Annotated in this window: 11 protein-coding genes; 3 read left to right on the forward strand and 8 right to left on the reverse strand. The window is 74.2% G+C overall.

All coding sequences use genetic code 11. From position 1 onward, the window contains the following. Positions 1 to 102: 102 nt before the first annotated feature. Positions 103 to 1134 carry a LuxR C-terminal-related transcriptional regulator gene (locus IG86_RS0121370; protein ID WP_030826181.1) on the forward strand — a complete coding sequence of 344 codons (1032 nt, stop codon included), beginning with the start codon at positions 103 to 105 and terminating at the stop codon, positions 1132 to 1134. Here IG86_RS0121370 and IG86_RS0121375 read toward each other — a convergent pair. From IG86_RS0121375 to IG86_RS0121410, 8 genes are read right to left on the reverse strand one after another with little or no spacing between them, the layout of a single operon-like run. Next, a complete protein-coding gene (locus IG86_RS0121375; RefSeq protein WP_030898761.1) occupies positions 1131 to 1988 on the reverse strand; it encodes a 4'-phosphopantetheinyl transferase family protein in 858 nt (285 codons plus the stop codon). The two genes, IG86_RS0121370 and IG86_RS0121375, sit on opposite strands and share 4 nt — an antisense overlap. Beyond that, entirely contained in the window at positions 1985 to 2221 is a 237-nt protein-coding gene (locus IG86_RS45075) for a phosphopantetheine-binding protein (RefSeq protein WP_030898763.1), read from the reverse strand. Before IG86_RS45075 ends, IG86_RS0121375 begins: the two co-directional genes overlap by 4 nt. Beyond that, positions 2208 to 4100, reverse strand: a complete 1893-nt coding sequence (locus IG86_RS0121385; protein ID WP_030898766.1) for an HAD-IIIC family phosphatase — start codon at positions 4098 to 4100, stop codon at positions 2208 to 2210. Before IG86_RS0121385 ends, IG86_RS45075 begins: the two co-directional genes overlap by 14 nt. Before the next feature lie 8 nt (positions 4101 to 4108). After that, a complete protein-coding gene (locus IG86_RS0121390; protein ID WP_037942808.1) occupies positions 4109 to 5149 on the reverse strand; it encodes a 3-oxoacyl-ACP synthase III family protein in 1041 nt (346 codons plus the stop codon). Next, positions 5146 to 8085, reverse strand: a complete 2940-nt coding sequence (locus tag IG86_RS0121395) for a type I polyketide synthase (protein ID WP_030898771.1) — start codon at positions 8083 to 8085, stop codon at positions 5146 to 5148. The genes IG86_RS0121390 and IG86_RS0121395 overlap by 4 nt, the downstream gene beginning before the upstream one ends. Beyond that, entirely contained in the window at positions 8085 to 8387 is a 303-nt protein-coding gene (locus tag IG86_RS0121400) for an acyl carrier protein (RefSeq protein ID WP_030898773.1), read from the reverse strand. The genes IG86_RS0121395 and IG86_RS0121400 overlap by 1 nt, the downstream gene beginning before the upstream one ends. 52 nt (positions 8388 to 8439) lie before the next feature. Then, the gene (locus IG86_RS0121405; RefSeq protein ID WP_030826200.1) at positions 8440 to 10194 is read right to left on the reverse strand and encodes an acyl-CoA dehydrogenase family protein; all 1755 of its coding nucleotides are present in this window, start codon (positions 10192 to 10194) and stop codon (positions 8440 to 8442) included. Beyond that, positions 10191 to 12002: a fatty acyl-AMP ligase gene (locus IG86_RS0121410; protein ID WP_030898776.1), complete on the reverse strand. Its 1812-nt coding sequence runs from the start codon at positions 12000 to 12002 to the stop codon at positions 10191 to 10193. The genes IG86_RS0121405 and IG86_RS0121410 overlap by 4 nt, the downstream gene beginning before the upstream one ends. A gap of 263 nt (positions 12003 to 12265) precedes the next feature. Here IG86_RS0121410 and IG86_RS0121415 point away from each other — a divergent pair, with 263 nt between their 5' ends. Together IG86_RS0121415 and IG86_RS0121420 are read left to right on the forward strand one after the other, a co-directional pair. Then, positions 12266 to 13825, forward strand: coding sequence for an acyl-CoA carboxylase subunit beta (locus IG86_RS0121415; RefSeq protein WP_030826205.1), 1560 nt, complete (start codon positions 12266 to 12268; stop codon positions 13823 to 13825). Between the two features lie 2 nt (positions 13826 to 13827). Next, positions 13828 to 14022 (forward strand): acyl-CoA carboxylase epsilon subunit, encoded by a 195-nt coding sequence (locus IG86_RS0121420; RefSeq protein ID WP_030898778.1) that lies wholly within the window; start codon positions 13828 to 13830, stop codon positions 14020 to 14022. Positions 14023 to 14038 lie beyond the last annotated feature (16 nt).

The following is a 14038-nucleotide window of genomic DNA, read 5'->3' on the forward strand; positions in this document are numbered from 1 at the left end:
GGTTGATGGGAACAGAGTGCTGGCTCTCGATCAATCCCGCCAAGGGCGGTACGTTGGCGTAAAGTTACGTGGCAGCAAATACATCAATCAGCGGGGGCTGACATGTTTGCAGGGGAGGGCTCGGATTCGGGGTTCGCCGAGCTGGACGACGTCAGTGCCGCGGCTTACGGCCTGGCCGTCGAGTACGGCCGCTTCGAGCGCGAACGGATCGCCGAACAGCTGTCGCTGACCCCCGAGGAGATCTCCCGGGTGGAACAGGTGCTGAGCGGTGTCCGCCTCTTACAGGCGATGCCGGGAAACCCCGCCGAACTGACCCCCGTCACGCCCGACGTCGCGGCCGCGTCCCTGGTGGCGCCCGCCGAGCGGCACATACGCGACCTCCAGCAGGCGGTCACGGACGTCCGGGCCAAGCTGCTGTCCCTGACGCCCCTGTACTTCGAGGGCCGCCGGGTCCGCAACCGGCTGGAGGCCTTCGACGTCATCACCGACGTCTCCCGCATCCAGTCGATGCTCAACCACCTCACCCAGAGCTGCCAGAGCGAGATGCTCACCGTCCAGCCCGGCGGCGCGCGTCCCGCCTACGCGCTGGCGCAGGCCCGGGAGTCCGCGCTGACGACCCTCGCGCGCGGGGTCCGGATCCGCACCATCTACCAGCACACCGCCCGCAACGACCTGCCGACCCGCAGCTACGTGCGCGAGGTGAGCGAGCAGGGCGCGGAGATCCGGACCGCCGACGAAGTCATCGACCGGCTGATCATCTACGACCGGGAGGTGGCTTTCCTCCCGGAGCGCTCCGCCGGCGACCGCACGCCCGGCGCGGCGATCGTGCGCGAGCCCACCCTGGTGGCGTTCCTGTGCTCGGTCTTCGAGTACCTGTGGGACGGGGCCAGCCCCTACGTGGTGGAGTCCCAGCGCTCCCCCGCCTCCTCCGACGAGCTGAAGTGGTCGATCATCCGGTTGATGACCAAGGGCTACAAGGACGAGATGGTGGCCCGGCGGCTCGGCATGTCCGTGCGCACCTGCCGCCGCCACATCGCGGAGATCACCGAGGAGCTGGAGGCCACCAGCCGCTTCCAGGCCGGCTACAACGCCGCCCGGCAGGAGATGCTCGCCGGGGGGTCGGTGCCCTCCTAGGGGGTGTCCGGGTCCTCGCCCAGGGCCTCGGTGATGGCGTCGACGCAGTCCTGGTCGAGCATCGTCGTCACGTGGGCGTCCTGGAGCCGGCCGAAGCCCGCGTCGTAGACCGCGGCACTGACCACGTAGCCGTCGGCGACCGGGAACGTACGGAAGATCCACTCGTCCCCGGTCCCCGCGGTGCCGTCGGGCCGCTGGACCCGCACGGCCCGGCCGTCGGGGCCGAAGCCGAACTCGGTGAAGCGGAACTGCATGCCCTGCCCGATCGCCTTGCTGTAGGCCTCCTTGAGCGTCCACAGCCGTACGAGGGCGTCGTTGCGCTGCGGTTCCGGCATCCCCGACAGCAGCACCGATTCGTACGGGGTGCAGATGTGCCGGCCGAGTCCGCTGCCGTGCATCTCGCGGTCGGCGCGCTCGGCGTCCACTCCGATCAGCCCGCAGGTCGTCAGGCCCACCAGCAGCAGGTCGTCGGTGTGGCTGAGGCTGATGTCGATCTGGTCGCAGCCGCGCAGGTACGGGCGGCCGGTCGGCCCGTAGGCCAGTTCCAGGTCGGCGGGATCGCTGTCGAGCACCGCGCTCGCCGCCTGTTTGAGGAGCATCCGGGAGGCGATGTAGCGGCCCCGTACGTCGGCGTGCGTCAGGTCGAGGTAGCGCGTCCAGTCGCGGCCGAGCAGCTCGCGCAGCCCGTCGCCGAAGGGCACGACCGGCTCCAGGTCCCTCAGCCACGCGTAGACCAGGGCGGTGCCGTGGGTGGCCAGGTCGTCCCGCACCCGGTCCCACGAGTCACCTCCCGGTACCACGGCGACGGGCTCACCGAGCGGCGGGCCGAGCGAGGGGCTGCCCGGGGCAGTCATCCGTACTCCTTCACGAGAGTGTGGACCTCCCGGAGACTGCGTGCCCCCAGCAGGCGGTGCACCGGTACCCGGTGGCCGGACTCCTCCAGGAGCGCCACCAGTCGGAGCAGGTTCAGCGAGTCCCAGCCCGGCAGGTCTCCCAGGGCGGTGTCCGCGCCCTCGGGGATCGCGATGTCCAGGCCGAGGTCGTCACGGACCGTCCGCAGGAACACGTCGAGGCTATCGAGGCCCATCGGCCCGCCCTCCCCCCGGGGTTTCGGTGACGCGCACGTGCGCGGGGACCTCCGGCAGCCGTACCAGGTCGTGGTGGAACACCACCGGACCGTCGGCGGAGCCGTCGCCTCCGCCGGGTTCCGCCCGGGTGAACCCGCAGGACGGGTAGAAGTCCCGGGCGCGGTGGTTGCGGGCGGTGGGCACGTACCGGGCGCTCACCGAGGTCAGCCCGAGCTCCCGCGCCCGGGCCAGCAGCACCGCGAGGCAGGCCTGTTCCACGCCGCGGCCGAGCACCCGGCAGCTGAGCCACATGCCGTCCAGCCGGAGCACCCCCTCGGTGATGGTTGCGAGCACCGCGCCGACCAGGCCGTTGTCACCGAACCGGTCCGCGCTGCGCGCCACGAGCAGGAGCCGCCCCGGAGCGGCCGCCTGCAGGGCCAGCTCGTCCTCCGTGTGGCCTCCGCCGGTCAGGTTGAACTGGTTGGTCCGCAGGGTCAATTGGGACACGCGGGCGAATTCGTGACGGCGGGGCGGGCCGAGCCCCACGCTCACCTCCAGGGCCCGCAGGAACTCCTCGTACGAGCCCGAGCCCGCCCGCAGCGCGCCGCGCTCGCGCCGCCTGCGGTACTCGCCGGCCCGGGCACGGTCCTCGTCGGTCAGCCGCAGGGTGTCGAACCAGCCGTCGGCGAGCAGCCGGGTGACGTGCAGCGCGGGTTCCCCGTCGAGCGCCACGACGGCGACCTCGGGCGCGCCGAGCCGGACCTGGGCGCGCTCGGCCGGGGAGTCGTCGGCGAAGACGAGGGCGTCGGGGGCGAGGTCCAGGGTGCGGGCGATGTCGGCGAGATTGCGGTCCTTGGGCTGCCAGTTGGCGTTGACCGCGGCGAAGTCCGGCTCGCGCAGGACGAGGTCGGGGTGGGAGGCGAGCGCCTCCCGTACGGGGCCCTCGTCGTTCTTGCTGCTCACGGCGAGGAGCACGCCCTGGGAGGCGAGCTGTTTGACGCACTTCTGGAAGGCTCCGAACGCCTCCCCGCGCAGCGTGCCGGCCGCCGCGATCCCGTCGGGCCCGTCCTCGCCGAGCACCCCGTCCCACAGGGTGTTGTCGAGGTCCAGCACGAGGCATTTGCGGACCCGGCCGCGCAGGGCGCGGGCCAGGTGTCCGATCTCGCGGGCGTAGGCGGCGAGGAGTCCGCCGCCGAGCTGGACGTTGGCGTGGCGGGCCAGCCGGGGGTCGGTGACCGGCCCGCCCTCGGTGATCAGCGGTTCCAGGTCGATCACCACGAGCCGGGGGGCGGACTCGGTCAGCCGCAGCAGCCGGGCGTTGAACTCCCGCCACACGGCTCCCAGTCGGGCCCGCGAGCGGTGGTCGACGAGCTGGTGGCTGCAGGAGCGGGGCAGCGGGACGGTGTTGAGGACCAGGGTCCCGGGGACCTCGGCCGCGAGGGCGGCGCACCGGCCCAGCGCCTCCTCTCCCGCACGCTCGACGTCCTCGGGTCCCCACACCGCGGGTACCTGGGAGAAGAGGGTTTCGGCGTCCAGCAGGCACAGGGTGAGGTCCGGTGCGGCCGTCCGCAGCTCGCCGGCCGGGTCGGTGAGGTCGCGCAGGTAGGTGCCGTGCTCCCCGAGCACCGGGCGCAGCAGCATTCCGTGGCGGGCCAGTTCGCCCCTGAGGGGGTCGACGACGTGGCCGACGGTGGACTGGCCGGTGACCGCCACCGTCACCACGGGGGTGTGCGGGTGGTGCTCCAGTACGGCGTCGTGGTCGAGGCCGGCGAGCATCCGGCCCGCCGCCGCGGCGCCGGGTCCGTCCTCCTCGGCGAGCAGTGCCGGCACCTGGTCGTAGGCCTTCTCCAGCAGTCCTCGCCCGCGCAGTGCGCGCAAGCGGTCCGGTCCCTTCGTCATCGGGTTCCTCACACCTTCTCCAGGGCGAACCCGGCCCTGATCCACCGGCTGGACTCCACGCACAGGGCCAGCGCCCGGTCCCCGGGGGCGAACTCCGGAAGCAGGCGGTCGACTTGCAGGAAGGGCAGGGCGTTGCCCGTGTTGCCGGTCTCGGAGACGCAGGAGATCTCCCGGGCGGGTCCGGCCGGCAGCCGCTCGACGATGCGGGCGGTCATCCGCTCGGACAGCTGCGGCGGCAGCAGGAAGGCGAGGTCGTCCAGGCTCCACCCGAGCCCGCCGAGCAGCTCCCAGAGGATCTCCACGGAGATCGCGGGCACGTGCTCCTCGATGGCCTTGTAGTCCTCGGCCAGCATCCGCCGCGGCGAGTCCCGGTCGGTGGTGCCGTACCAGTCGAGGAGCTGGCCGGGCGGACGGCCGCGCCCCGCCCAGGAGTTGAGTACCGAGCGCAGGGCGATCCGCTCGCCCTCGGGTTCGTCCGTGAGGACGGCGGCGCCGGCCCCGTCCCCGAACAGGACGTGGTTGACCAGTTCCTCGGTGGGCATCCGGGCGGTGTCCCGGCGCGGCGACAGGAACCGGTGGGTGACGTCCCCGCCGAGGACCAGGCCGGCCCGCCGGCCCCCGAGGACCAGGGTGCGGCCGAGGTCGAGGGCCTGGACGGCGCCGGAGCAGCCGGCCTGGATCTGGTAGACCGGCAGGTGGTCGAGGCCGAGCCGGTCGGCCACCTCGCTCGCGGTGGTGGGCAGCAGGGTGTCGGGGGTCGCGGTCGCCAGGACCACGAACTCGACGTCGGCGGAGCCGAGTCCGGCGGCGTCCATGGCCCGGGCCCCGGCCTCGGCGCACAGGTCGGCGAGCGAGCCGCGGACCTCGCCCGTGACGGGGTCCCAGCCGAAGTGCCGGGTCCGCGTGCCGACGAAGAGGTCGATCCACTCCTCGCTGACGCCGAGCAGCCTGCCGAGCGCGGTGTTGTCCACCGGGTCGCCGGGCAGTGCCGTACCGGTCGAGGCGAGGTACACCGCTCCGCGGTCGCCCGCGGCGGGCGCCCGTGTCACGAGGACCTCGCCATGAGCACGTCCGAGAGGAAATCGGCCAGCGCCCCGACGGACCGCAGTGCGGGCAGCATCTGCTGCACGGACACCTCTCCGACCCGGGGCAGCCGGGCCTCCACCTGGTTCTTGAGCTGCATGATCATCACCGAGTCGAAGCCGAGGTCCTCGTAGAAGCGGGCCTCGCGCACGACGCGTTCCGGCGGGTGGCCGCCGACCTCGGCGACGGCCTGCACCACCGCGTGCAGCACCGGGTCGTCGCCGTCGCGGCCGTCCCCCGCGCCGCGGCCGGGGCGGGGGGCGTCGGGGACGGTCGCGGTGGCCGGCCGGGCCGGCTGTACGAAGGACTCCCGGTCCCAGGAGCGCCGCGCCGACGAGAAGACGTACGGGGCCAGCGGCTCGACGCCGCGGTGCCCGGGCGCGTACAGCTCCTCCCACCGCGGGTCGAGCCCGGCGCGGTACAGGGCCGCGACGGCCTCGGCGAGCTCCAGGCCGGTGGAAGCGGGGCCCGGCGCCGGGTGCAGGTACTCCACGCCGGGCGCCCGCCCGCCCCGGGCGGCGATCTGCAGGAGCACGCCGCGCGGGCCGATCTCGATCAGATGGGTGGGGGCGACCTCGGCGACGAGCGCCGCCAGCGCGCCGTCCATGAGGACCGGCTCCTCGATCTGGCCGGCCCAGTAGCCGGCGTCCATGAGGTCGTGGCGCAGCACCCGGCCGTGCCGGGTCGAGGCGAGCGGCACGGCGGGCGGGGCGCACCGCACCGTCCCGGTGCGCAGGCCGGCGGCGGCCGGGGCCATCAGGGGCGAGTGGAAGGCGTGGGTGACGGGCAGCCGTGCGACCCGTACGCCGCGGCCGGTGAGCTGCCGCGTGATCCGTTCCAGGGCGTCCAGGGGGCCGGAGACCACGGTGTCCGAGGGGCCGTTGAGGGCCGCCACGGCCGTGCCCGGCTCGGCCGCCAGGAGACCGGCGAGTTCCCCGGGGCCGGCGCCCGTGGCGATCATGCCGCCTCCGGCCGGCAGTTCGGCCGTCAGCGCGCCGCGGCGGGCGACGAGCCGGGCGGCCTCCTCCAGGCCGAGGGCGCCGGCGGTGACGGCCGCGGCGTACTCGCCCAGGCTGTGTCCGAGGACGGCGGCCGGGCCGACGCCGAGCGAGGTGAGCGTGCGCGCCAGGGCGTATCCGACGGCGAACAGGGCGGGTTGCGCGAACCGCGGCCGGTGCACCCGCTCGTCGCCGCCGAGGACGAGGTCGCGCACCGACTCGCCGAGGTGCGGGGCGAGCGCCTCGTCGGCCTCGGCGAGGTGGCGGCGGTAGAGCGGGGACTCGCGGTGCAGGCCCGCCGTCATGCCCGGGTACTCGCTGCCCTGGCCGGTGAAGAGGAAGGCCACGACGGGCCGGCCCCACGGACGTCCCTGCTCGGCGGCCGTGTCCGTGGGCGCCGCCGCCCGGCGCAGGGCGTCGACGAGTTCGCCGGTGTCGCGCACGGCGGCCGCGAAGCGGTGCGGCAGCCCGGTCTTGACGAGGTTGCTGCTCCGGCACAGGGCCGCCGCCGCGCCGCGCGGCCGTCCGGCGACCGCGTCGGCCTGTGCGGCGAGGTTGCGGCGCAAGGCCTCGGGGGTGTCGGCGCTGACGGTGAAGACGCCGACGGCGTCGCGTGCGGGGCGGCTGCGGGCGCCGTCGGTTCCCGCGCCGCGCGGGGTCCGCGGCGCCGAGCCGAGGACGGCGTGGGCGTTCGTCCCACCCATGCCGAAGCTGCTGACCCCGGCGAGGGTCTCCCCGCGGGGCAGCCGCATCGGCGCCTTCAGCAGCCGCAGGCCCCGCTCGCCGAGCCGCAGCTGCGGGTTCTCCCGGTCGGCGAAGAGGCTGGCGGGGACGATGCGGTGGTGCAGGGCCAGTGCGGTCTTGATGAGGCCGGCGATGCCCGCCGCGCCTTCGGTGTGGCCGAGGTTGCCCTTGACGGAGCCGATGGCGCACGGGGTGTCGCGGGGGACCGCGTGGACCGCGCCGAGCGCCGCGCACTCGATGGCGTCGCCCAGTACGGTCCCGGTGCCGTGCGCCTCCACGAACGCGACCCGGTCCGGGGCCACCCCGGCGCGCCGGTAGGCGGAGTTCAGGACGCGCTGCTGCGACCACCGGTTGGGGGCGATCACGCCGTTGCTGCGGCCGTCCTGGTTGACGGCGCTGCCGCGCAGCACGGCGTAGATCCGCTGGCCGTCGGCGAGGGCGTCCGCCAGCCGGCGCAGCACGACCAGGCCGACGCCGTCGCTGCGGCCGATCCCGTCGGCGTCCGCGCTGAAGGGCTTGCAGCGCCCGTCGGCGGCGGCCAGGCCGAGCTGTCCGTAGACCATGCCCAGCGACGGCGAGAGCACGACGTTGACGCCGCCGGCCAGGGCGGTGTCGCACTCCTCGGCCAGCAGGGAGCCCGCCGCGAGGTGGACGGCGACGAGCGAGGACGAGCAGGCCGTGTCGACGGCGAGGCTCGGTCCGGTGAAGTTGAAGTGGTAGGAGATCCGGTTGGCCGCCATGCCGGTGCTGCTGCCGGAGCCGAGCAGCGCGGTGGTGCGCGCGGGGTCGCTCATCGTGAGGCGGCCCCACTCGCCGCCCATCACCCCGACGAACACCCCGGTCTCGGTGCCCGCGAGGTCGCCGGGGGCCCGGCCGGAGTCCTCCAGGGCCCGCCAGGCGCAGGGCAGCAGGAGCCGGTGGTGCGGGTCCATCGCGGCGGCCTCGCGGGGGGTGACGGAGAAGAAGTCGCTGTCGAAGACGTCGGCGTCGTCGATGAAGCCGCCGCTGCCGCCGACGGCGGGGAAGTCCCGGGCCGCCCAGCGCTGCGCGGGGACCGGGGCGATACCGTCGCCGCCGCGCATGAGCAGGTCCCAGTAGGCCTGCACGCCCGCCGCCCCGGGGAACGCGCAGTCGATCCCGACGATGGCGACGTCCCCCATCAGTGCCCGTCCCGCGCGTGGGCCGGGGCGGCGGCCGGGAGCACCGAGGCGAGGTGGGCGAGGAGACTCTCGACGGTGGGGTGGTCCCACAGCAGCGTCGGTTCCACCTCCAGGCCGAACTCGTCCTCGAGGTCGCCGCACAGGCTCAGGGCCGCCACCGAGTCCATGCCGTACTCGGCGAAGGGCACGGTGGGGTCGATGGTCCCGGGTGCGCGCCGCAGGTACAGCGAGAGCCGGGCGTACAGCCACTCGTGCGGCAGGACGCCGTCGGCGGTGGCGGGCCGGCCGGTGTGAACGGTCATCGTGGGGCTCCTTCGGTGCGTGCGGCGCATCCGCCGGCCGGCCGGGTGCCGGTCAGCCGGGGATGGGAGTGGAGTAGAGGTCGTAGCTGATCTGCGTGCTGAAGCGGAGCTGGACCTCGTGCCGGATCCGGGTCTCGCACTCCGCCGGCAGATCGGCGACGCGCGTGCCCAGCCGGCGGGCGATGCGGTGCAGTGCCGCGGCCGCCCAGGACGGGTCGGCGAGGAACGGGTCGGGGCCGTAGCGGGCCTGGTCCCACAGGCCGAGCACGGCGGCGGCGGCGAGGAGCAGCGCGTACCGGTCCATGAGGGCGAACCTCGCGGGTCGGGCGGTACCGGCCGCACCCGCCGCCTCCAGTGCGAGCACCCGGCGGCGTACGTCGCGCAGCTCCTCGACGAGCCCGTCGGCGAGCGTGCGCAGGGCCCGCTCGACGGGGCCGGCGCCGTCGATGCCCGCGGCGACGGCGAGCATGGTCGCGCTGAGGGAGTCGCGTCCGCAGGCGAGGCTGAGCCGTTCGGTCCGCAGCGGCGGCAGGTCGCCGTGCAGCCGGAACAGGCCTGCGGGCGCCTCGTCCTCCACGAACCAGGAGGACCGGGCCAGGCGCGGCATCTGCGGGATGACCGTGGCCTGGCAGGCGACCGTCCCGGCATGGCCGAGGCTGAGGACCGGTACGTCCCTGACGTGTTTCTGGAAGATGCCCAGGGTGCCCTCGCGGGTGTAGAGGCCGGAGCCCAGCACGATGGACAGGTCGTACATGGTCTCGGTCAGCACGCGGGGCAGCAGGTACTTGAGGGCCGCCGAGTACACGCTGGTCTCGGCGGGCAGCAGGTGCAGGGCGCGGGTCGCGACGACGGCGAGGGCGTCGTACAGCAGCAGGTTGACGAAGGCGTTGGTGAGCGCCGCGCCGGTGCGGCCGCCGTCCCGGCCGCCGGTCTGCCATCCGCCGGAGCGCTCCCGGTCGAAGCGGACGGCGGTGCGCAGGCTGGTGTCGAGGGCCGCGACGGCTGTCGCGGCGATCACGGTCCGGCTGATCTGGAAGGACCGCAGGGCGGTCGTGATCCCGCTGCCCTGCGGCCCCAGCAGGGCCGAGCCGGGCACGGGGCAGTCGTCGAACTCCACCCCGGCGAACCGGCAGCCGCGCAGCCCGACGGGGGTCCGGCGGGCGGTCACCGCCGCCCGGGCGCCGGTCAGCTGGCCGGGCTCCAGCAGCAGCACCGAGTGGCTGCCGCTGCCCGGGGCGGGATCGGTACGGCAGAACAGGACCAGTGCGCCGGCCCGCTCCAGGTTGTTGACCATCGGCTTGCCGCCGCTGATCAGGTAGCCGCCGCCGCTGCGGCGGGCGGTGACCTGGCTGCGGACGAAGTCGTTGCTGTGGGCGGTCTCGTGCTGGGCGATGGCCGCCTTGCCGCCGTCGCGCAGCAGCCGGGCGAGCCAGTGGCGCTGCCGGGAGCTGCCTGCGGTCCAGACGTCGGAGGCCGCCATGAAGGTGGTCATGCCGTGGCCCATGGCCAGTCCCACGTCCCGGCGGAAGACCGGGCGCATGATCCTGACCAGGGTGTCCATCCCGTCCAGCCGCCCGCCGAGGGCGTGCGGCACGTATTCGTCGGCGATCCGGAAGTCGTCGAGCAGTGCCTCGCCCGCGGCGAAGGGCACCGCGGCCCGGTCGGCCTCCAGCAGGGCGGTGTAGCCGACCGGGTTGGCCGGGTCGGTGGGGTCGCCGAACCGTGCCTCCAGCTCGGCCACCCGGGCCCGGACGGCGTGCTCGCGCTGCTGCGTCGCGGCCGCCCGCTCGCCGAGGAGCGACGTCACCACCGTCTTCCTCCGTCGGCTCCCTCCGGACGCAGCAGGTCCTCGCCGAACAGCACGTCCTGCGGCCGTGCCAGCGCCCGTACGTCCGGGGTGAGGACCTCGTAGTCGCCGCGCAGCACGCCGTCGAGGAACAGCCCGCGCATCAGGGTGCGCTGGACCTTGCCGCTGCTGGTGCGGCGTACGGTGCCGGGGCGCACGAGCAGCACGTTGCCGGCGGGGATCTCGAACTCCTTGCCGATCAGGGCCTGGATGCGCTGGGCTACCGTGCGCAGCTCGGCGCCGCTCGCACCGCGGACCTCCTGGACGAGGACGAGCTGCTCGCCCCCGGCGTCCACGGAGAACGCGGCGCCCGCGCCGAAGGTCAGCGCGGGGCTGACCGTGCGGGCGGCCCATTCGACGTCCTGCGGGTAGACGTTGCGGCCGTTGACGATGACGACTTCCTTGAGCCGGCCGGTGACGAACAGCTCGCCGTCCTCCAGCATGCCCAGGTCGCCGGTGCGCAGGAAGTTGCTCTCCTCGTCGTTGAGGCTGGCGCGGAAGGTGTGGGCGGTCTCGGTGGGTCGGCGCCAGTAGCCGCGGGCCACGCTGTGGCCGCGCAGCCAGATCTCGCCGACGGCGCCCGCCGGGAGTTCGTGGTGGGTCAGCGGGTCGACGACGCGGACCTCCACGTCGACCGGGGTGCCGCAGCCGACCAGCGTCTGCGCGCGGCCGTCCGCCGCCGCGCGGAGCACCTGGTCGCGTTCCAGGGCGGTCCGGTCGAAGTCCTTGCGGACGTGAGGGGTGCCGGGGACGCCGCCGGAGACCACCAGGGTGGCCTCGGCCAGTCCGTAGCAGGGGTAGAGGGCCTCGGGGCGGAACCCGGCGGGGGCGAAGCGGCGGGCGAACTCGTCGAGGCTCCCGGGCCGTACGGGTTCGGCGCCGTTGAGGGCCAGGCGCCAGCGGGACAGGTCGAGTTCGGCGATCTGCTCGTCCTTGACGCGGCGTACGCACAGGTCGTAGCTGAAGTTGGGGCCGCCGCCCACGGTGACGCCGTAGCGGTCGACGGCCTGGAGCCAGCGCAGCGGCCGTTTGACGAAGGACAGCGGGGTGACCTGGACGCAGTGGCTGCCGAGCCAGACCGGGTGCAGCAGGTGGGCCACCAGTCCCATGTCGTGGAAGTAGGGCAGCCAGCTGCCGAAGCGGTCCTCGCGGGTGGTGCGCAGCACCTTCTGCAGGGCGGCCTGGTTGGCGAGGAGGTTGCGGTGCGAGACGGTCACGCCGCGCGGTTCGCTGACGGAGCCGGAGGTGTACTGGAGGAACACCAGGTCGTCCGGGCGGGCGGTGACGGGCTGCCACGCTTCGGCGTCGCCCACCTCGGGCACGTCGGTGACCAGGCAGGCGGCGTCGGGGCGGGAGTTGCGGGCGAGCCACAGCGCGACCTCGGGGGCGGCGGCCGTCTCGGTGAGCACGAGGCTCGCGCCGGTGTCCGCCAGGACCGCGGTGGTGCGGTTGAGCCGCTTGTCCCGGCCGGCCTCGCCGGGCATCGGTACGGGTACCGCGACCGCTCCGGCGTAGAGGCAGCCCGCGAAGGCCTTGAGGAACTCGACGGTCGAGGAGTAGGCGAGCAGTACGGGCCGGCCGGCCGCCCCGTACTCCTGGAGGCAGGCGGCGATGCGTCTCGCCTCGCGGTCCAGTGCCCCGTAGGTGAGGTGTTCGGCCTCCACCCCGTCCGCCGCCTCGCGGAGGAGGACGTGCACGTCCCCGTCGGCGAGTTCGGCCGCCCTGGCCCGGAGGAGTTCGGTGAAGGTGGCGAAGCGTGGCTCTGACATCCGCGGCGTCCCCTCGGGTCTGCGGGCCCGTGGAGTGGCGGACCTCGATTCCCCGGATCATGCGGGCGTCTGCTTAAGGGGCGCTTGCGCCCGCCCGCCCGGCGCGGCCGGCGCGGCCGGCGCGGCCGGCGGGTCACCCCGTGACCCCTATCCCGGTCAGGGGGTGGTCGCTGTTCTCGGCGCGCGCCGCCGGTGCCTTCAATGGCAGGCACTGTCCAGGGCCGCCGCGGGCGCCCCCCGACGGCCGAGGAAACGGGTGGAGCATGACAGGTGCCGATGTCGGTGTCCGAGTGGCCGAACTGAGAGCGATCAAGGAGTCCGTCGAGCTGGGGCCGTCGCCGGGCGCCTCCGAGGCGCAGCACTCCCGCGGCAAGCTGACCGTGCGCGAGCGGCTGGACCTGTTGTTCGATCCGGGTACCTTCCGTGAGATCGAGCAGTTGCGCCGGCACCGGGCCACGGGCTTCGGCCTGGAGGACCGCCGGCCGCACACGGACGGTGTCGTGACCGGCTGGGGCAAGGTGGACGGCCGCAGGGTGTTCGTGTACGCGCACGACTTCCGCATCTTCGGCGGTTCGCTCGGCGAGGCCCACGCCCAGAAGATCCACAAGGTGATGGACCTCGCGCTGGCGGCCGGAGCCCCGCTGGTGTCGCTCAGCGACGGCGCGGGCGCCCGGATCCAGGAGGGCGTCACCGCGCTCGCCGGCTACGGCGGCATCTTCCGCCGCAACGTCGCGGCGTCCGGGGTGATCCCGCAGATCAGCGTGATGCTCGGGCCGTGCGCCGGCGGGGCGGCGTACTCGCCCGCGCTGACGGACTACGTCTTCATGGTGCGCGACATCGCGCAGATGTACATCACCGGCCCCGACGTGGTGCAGGCGGTGACGGGCGAGCGGATCAGCCACGACGACCTGGGCGGCGCGCAGGTCCACTCCACGGTCTCCGGTGCCAGCGCCTTCCTGTACGACACCGAGGAGGAGTGCCTGGAGGAGGTGCGGCACCTGCTGTCGCTCCTGCCGTCCAACAACCGCGAGCTGCCGCCCGCGGTCGTCCCCTCGGACCCGGCCGGCCGGCGCACCGCGGCGCTGTCCGAGCTGGTCCCCGCCGACCCGGCCCGCTCGTACGACATGCACGCCGTGATCGAGGAGATCGTCGACGACGGCGACCTGTTCGAGGTCCACGCCCACTGGGCGACCAACATCATCTGCGGTCTGGGCCGGCTGGACGGCCACGTGGTCGGGATCGTCGCGAACCAGCCCGCCTCGCTCGCCGGGGTGCTCGACATCAACGCCTCGGAGAAGGCGGCCCGGTTCGTGCAGACCTGCGACGCCTTCAGCATCCCGCTGGTGACGCTGGTGGACGTGCCGGGCTTCCTGCCGGGCAGCGGCCAGGAGCACGACGGTGTCATCCGGCACGGCGCGAAACTGCTGTACGCGTACTGCGCGGCCACCGTGCCCCGGGTGCAGGTGATCCTGCGCAAGGCGTACGGCGGGGCCTACATCGTGATGGACTCCCGGTCGATCGGCGCGGACCTGTCCTTCGCCTGGCCCACCAACGAGATCGCCGTCATGGGCGCCGAGGGCGCGGCGAACGTGGTCTTCCGCCGGGAGATCGCCGCCTCGGACGACCCGGATGCGGCACGGGCGCAGCGCGTCAAGCAGTACCGCCAGGAACTCATGCACCCCTACTACGCCGCCGAACGCGGCCTGGTGGACGACGTCATCGACCCGGCCGGTACCCGGCAGGTGCTGGTGGACGCGCTGGAGGTGCTGCGGGCCAAGCACGTGGCGCTGCCCGAACGCAAGCACGGCAACCCGCCGTTCTGACCGTGCCCCCCACTCCCCCGCCCCTGAAGATCGTGCGCGGCGACCCGGACAGCACGGAACTGGCGGCCGCCCTCCTCGCCCTCCTCACCGTGGCCGGGCAGCCGGACGACGCCGGCGAGGACGCCGCGCCGGCTCCCCGCGCCCGCTGGCGTCCCGCGCACGGCTGGCGGCCGCCGGGCTCCTGGACCGCTCCGTGAGCGGCACCGCCCCACC

The sequence above is a fragment of the Streptomyces virginiae genome, from assembly GCF_000720455.1.
Taxonomy (GTDB): Bacteria; Actinomycetota; Actinomycetes; order Streptomycetales; family Streptomycetaceae; genus Streptomyces; species Streptomyces virginiae.

Excerpts from the sequence above, each read along its gene's own strand:
- IG86_RS0121370 (WP_030826181.1), top strand. The coding sequence starts at position 103 with ATGTTTGCAGGGGAGGGCTCGGATTCGGGGTTCGCCGAGCTGGACGAC.
- IG86_RS0121410 (WP_030898776.1), bottom strand. The coding sequence starts at position 12,002 with ATGTCAGAGCCACGCTTCGCCACCTTCACCGAACTCCTCCGGGCCAGG.
- IG86_RS45075 (WP_030898763.1), bottom strand. The coding sequence starts at position 2,221 with ATGGGCCTCGATAGCCTCGACGTGTTCCTGCGGACGGTCCGTGACGAC.
- IG86_RS0121375 (WP_030898761.1), bottom strand. The coding sequence starts at position 1,988 with ATGACTGCCCCGGGCAGCCCCTCGCTCGGCCCGCCGCTCGGTGAGCCC.
- IG86_RS0121400 (WP_030898773.1), bottom strand. The coding sequence starts at position 8,387 with ATGACCGTTCACACCGGCCGGCCCGCCACCGCCGACGGCGTCCTGCCG.
- IG86_RS0121415 (WP_030826205.1), top strand. The coding sequence starts at position 12,266 with ATGACAGGTGCCGATGTCGGTGTCCGAGTGGCCGAACTGAGAGCGATC.
- IG86_RS0121395 (WP_030898771.1), bottom strand. The coding sequence starts at position 8,085 with ATGGGGGACGTCGCCATCGTCGGGATCGACTGCGCGTTCCCCGGGGCG.
- IG86_RS0121385 (WP_030898766.1), bottom strand. The coding sequence starts at position 4,100 with ATGACGAAGGGACCGGACCGCTTGCGCGCACTGCGCGGGCGAGGACTG.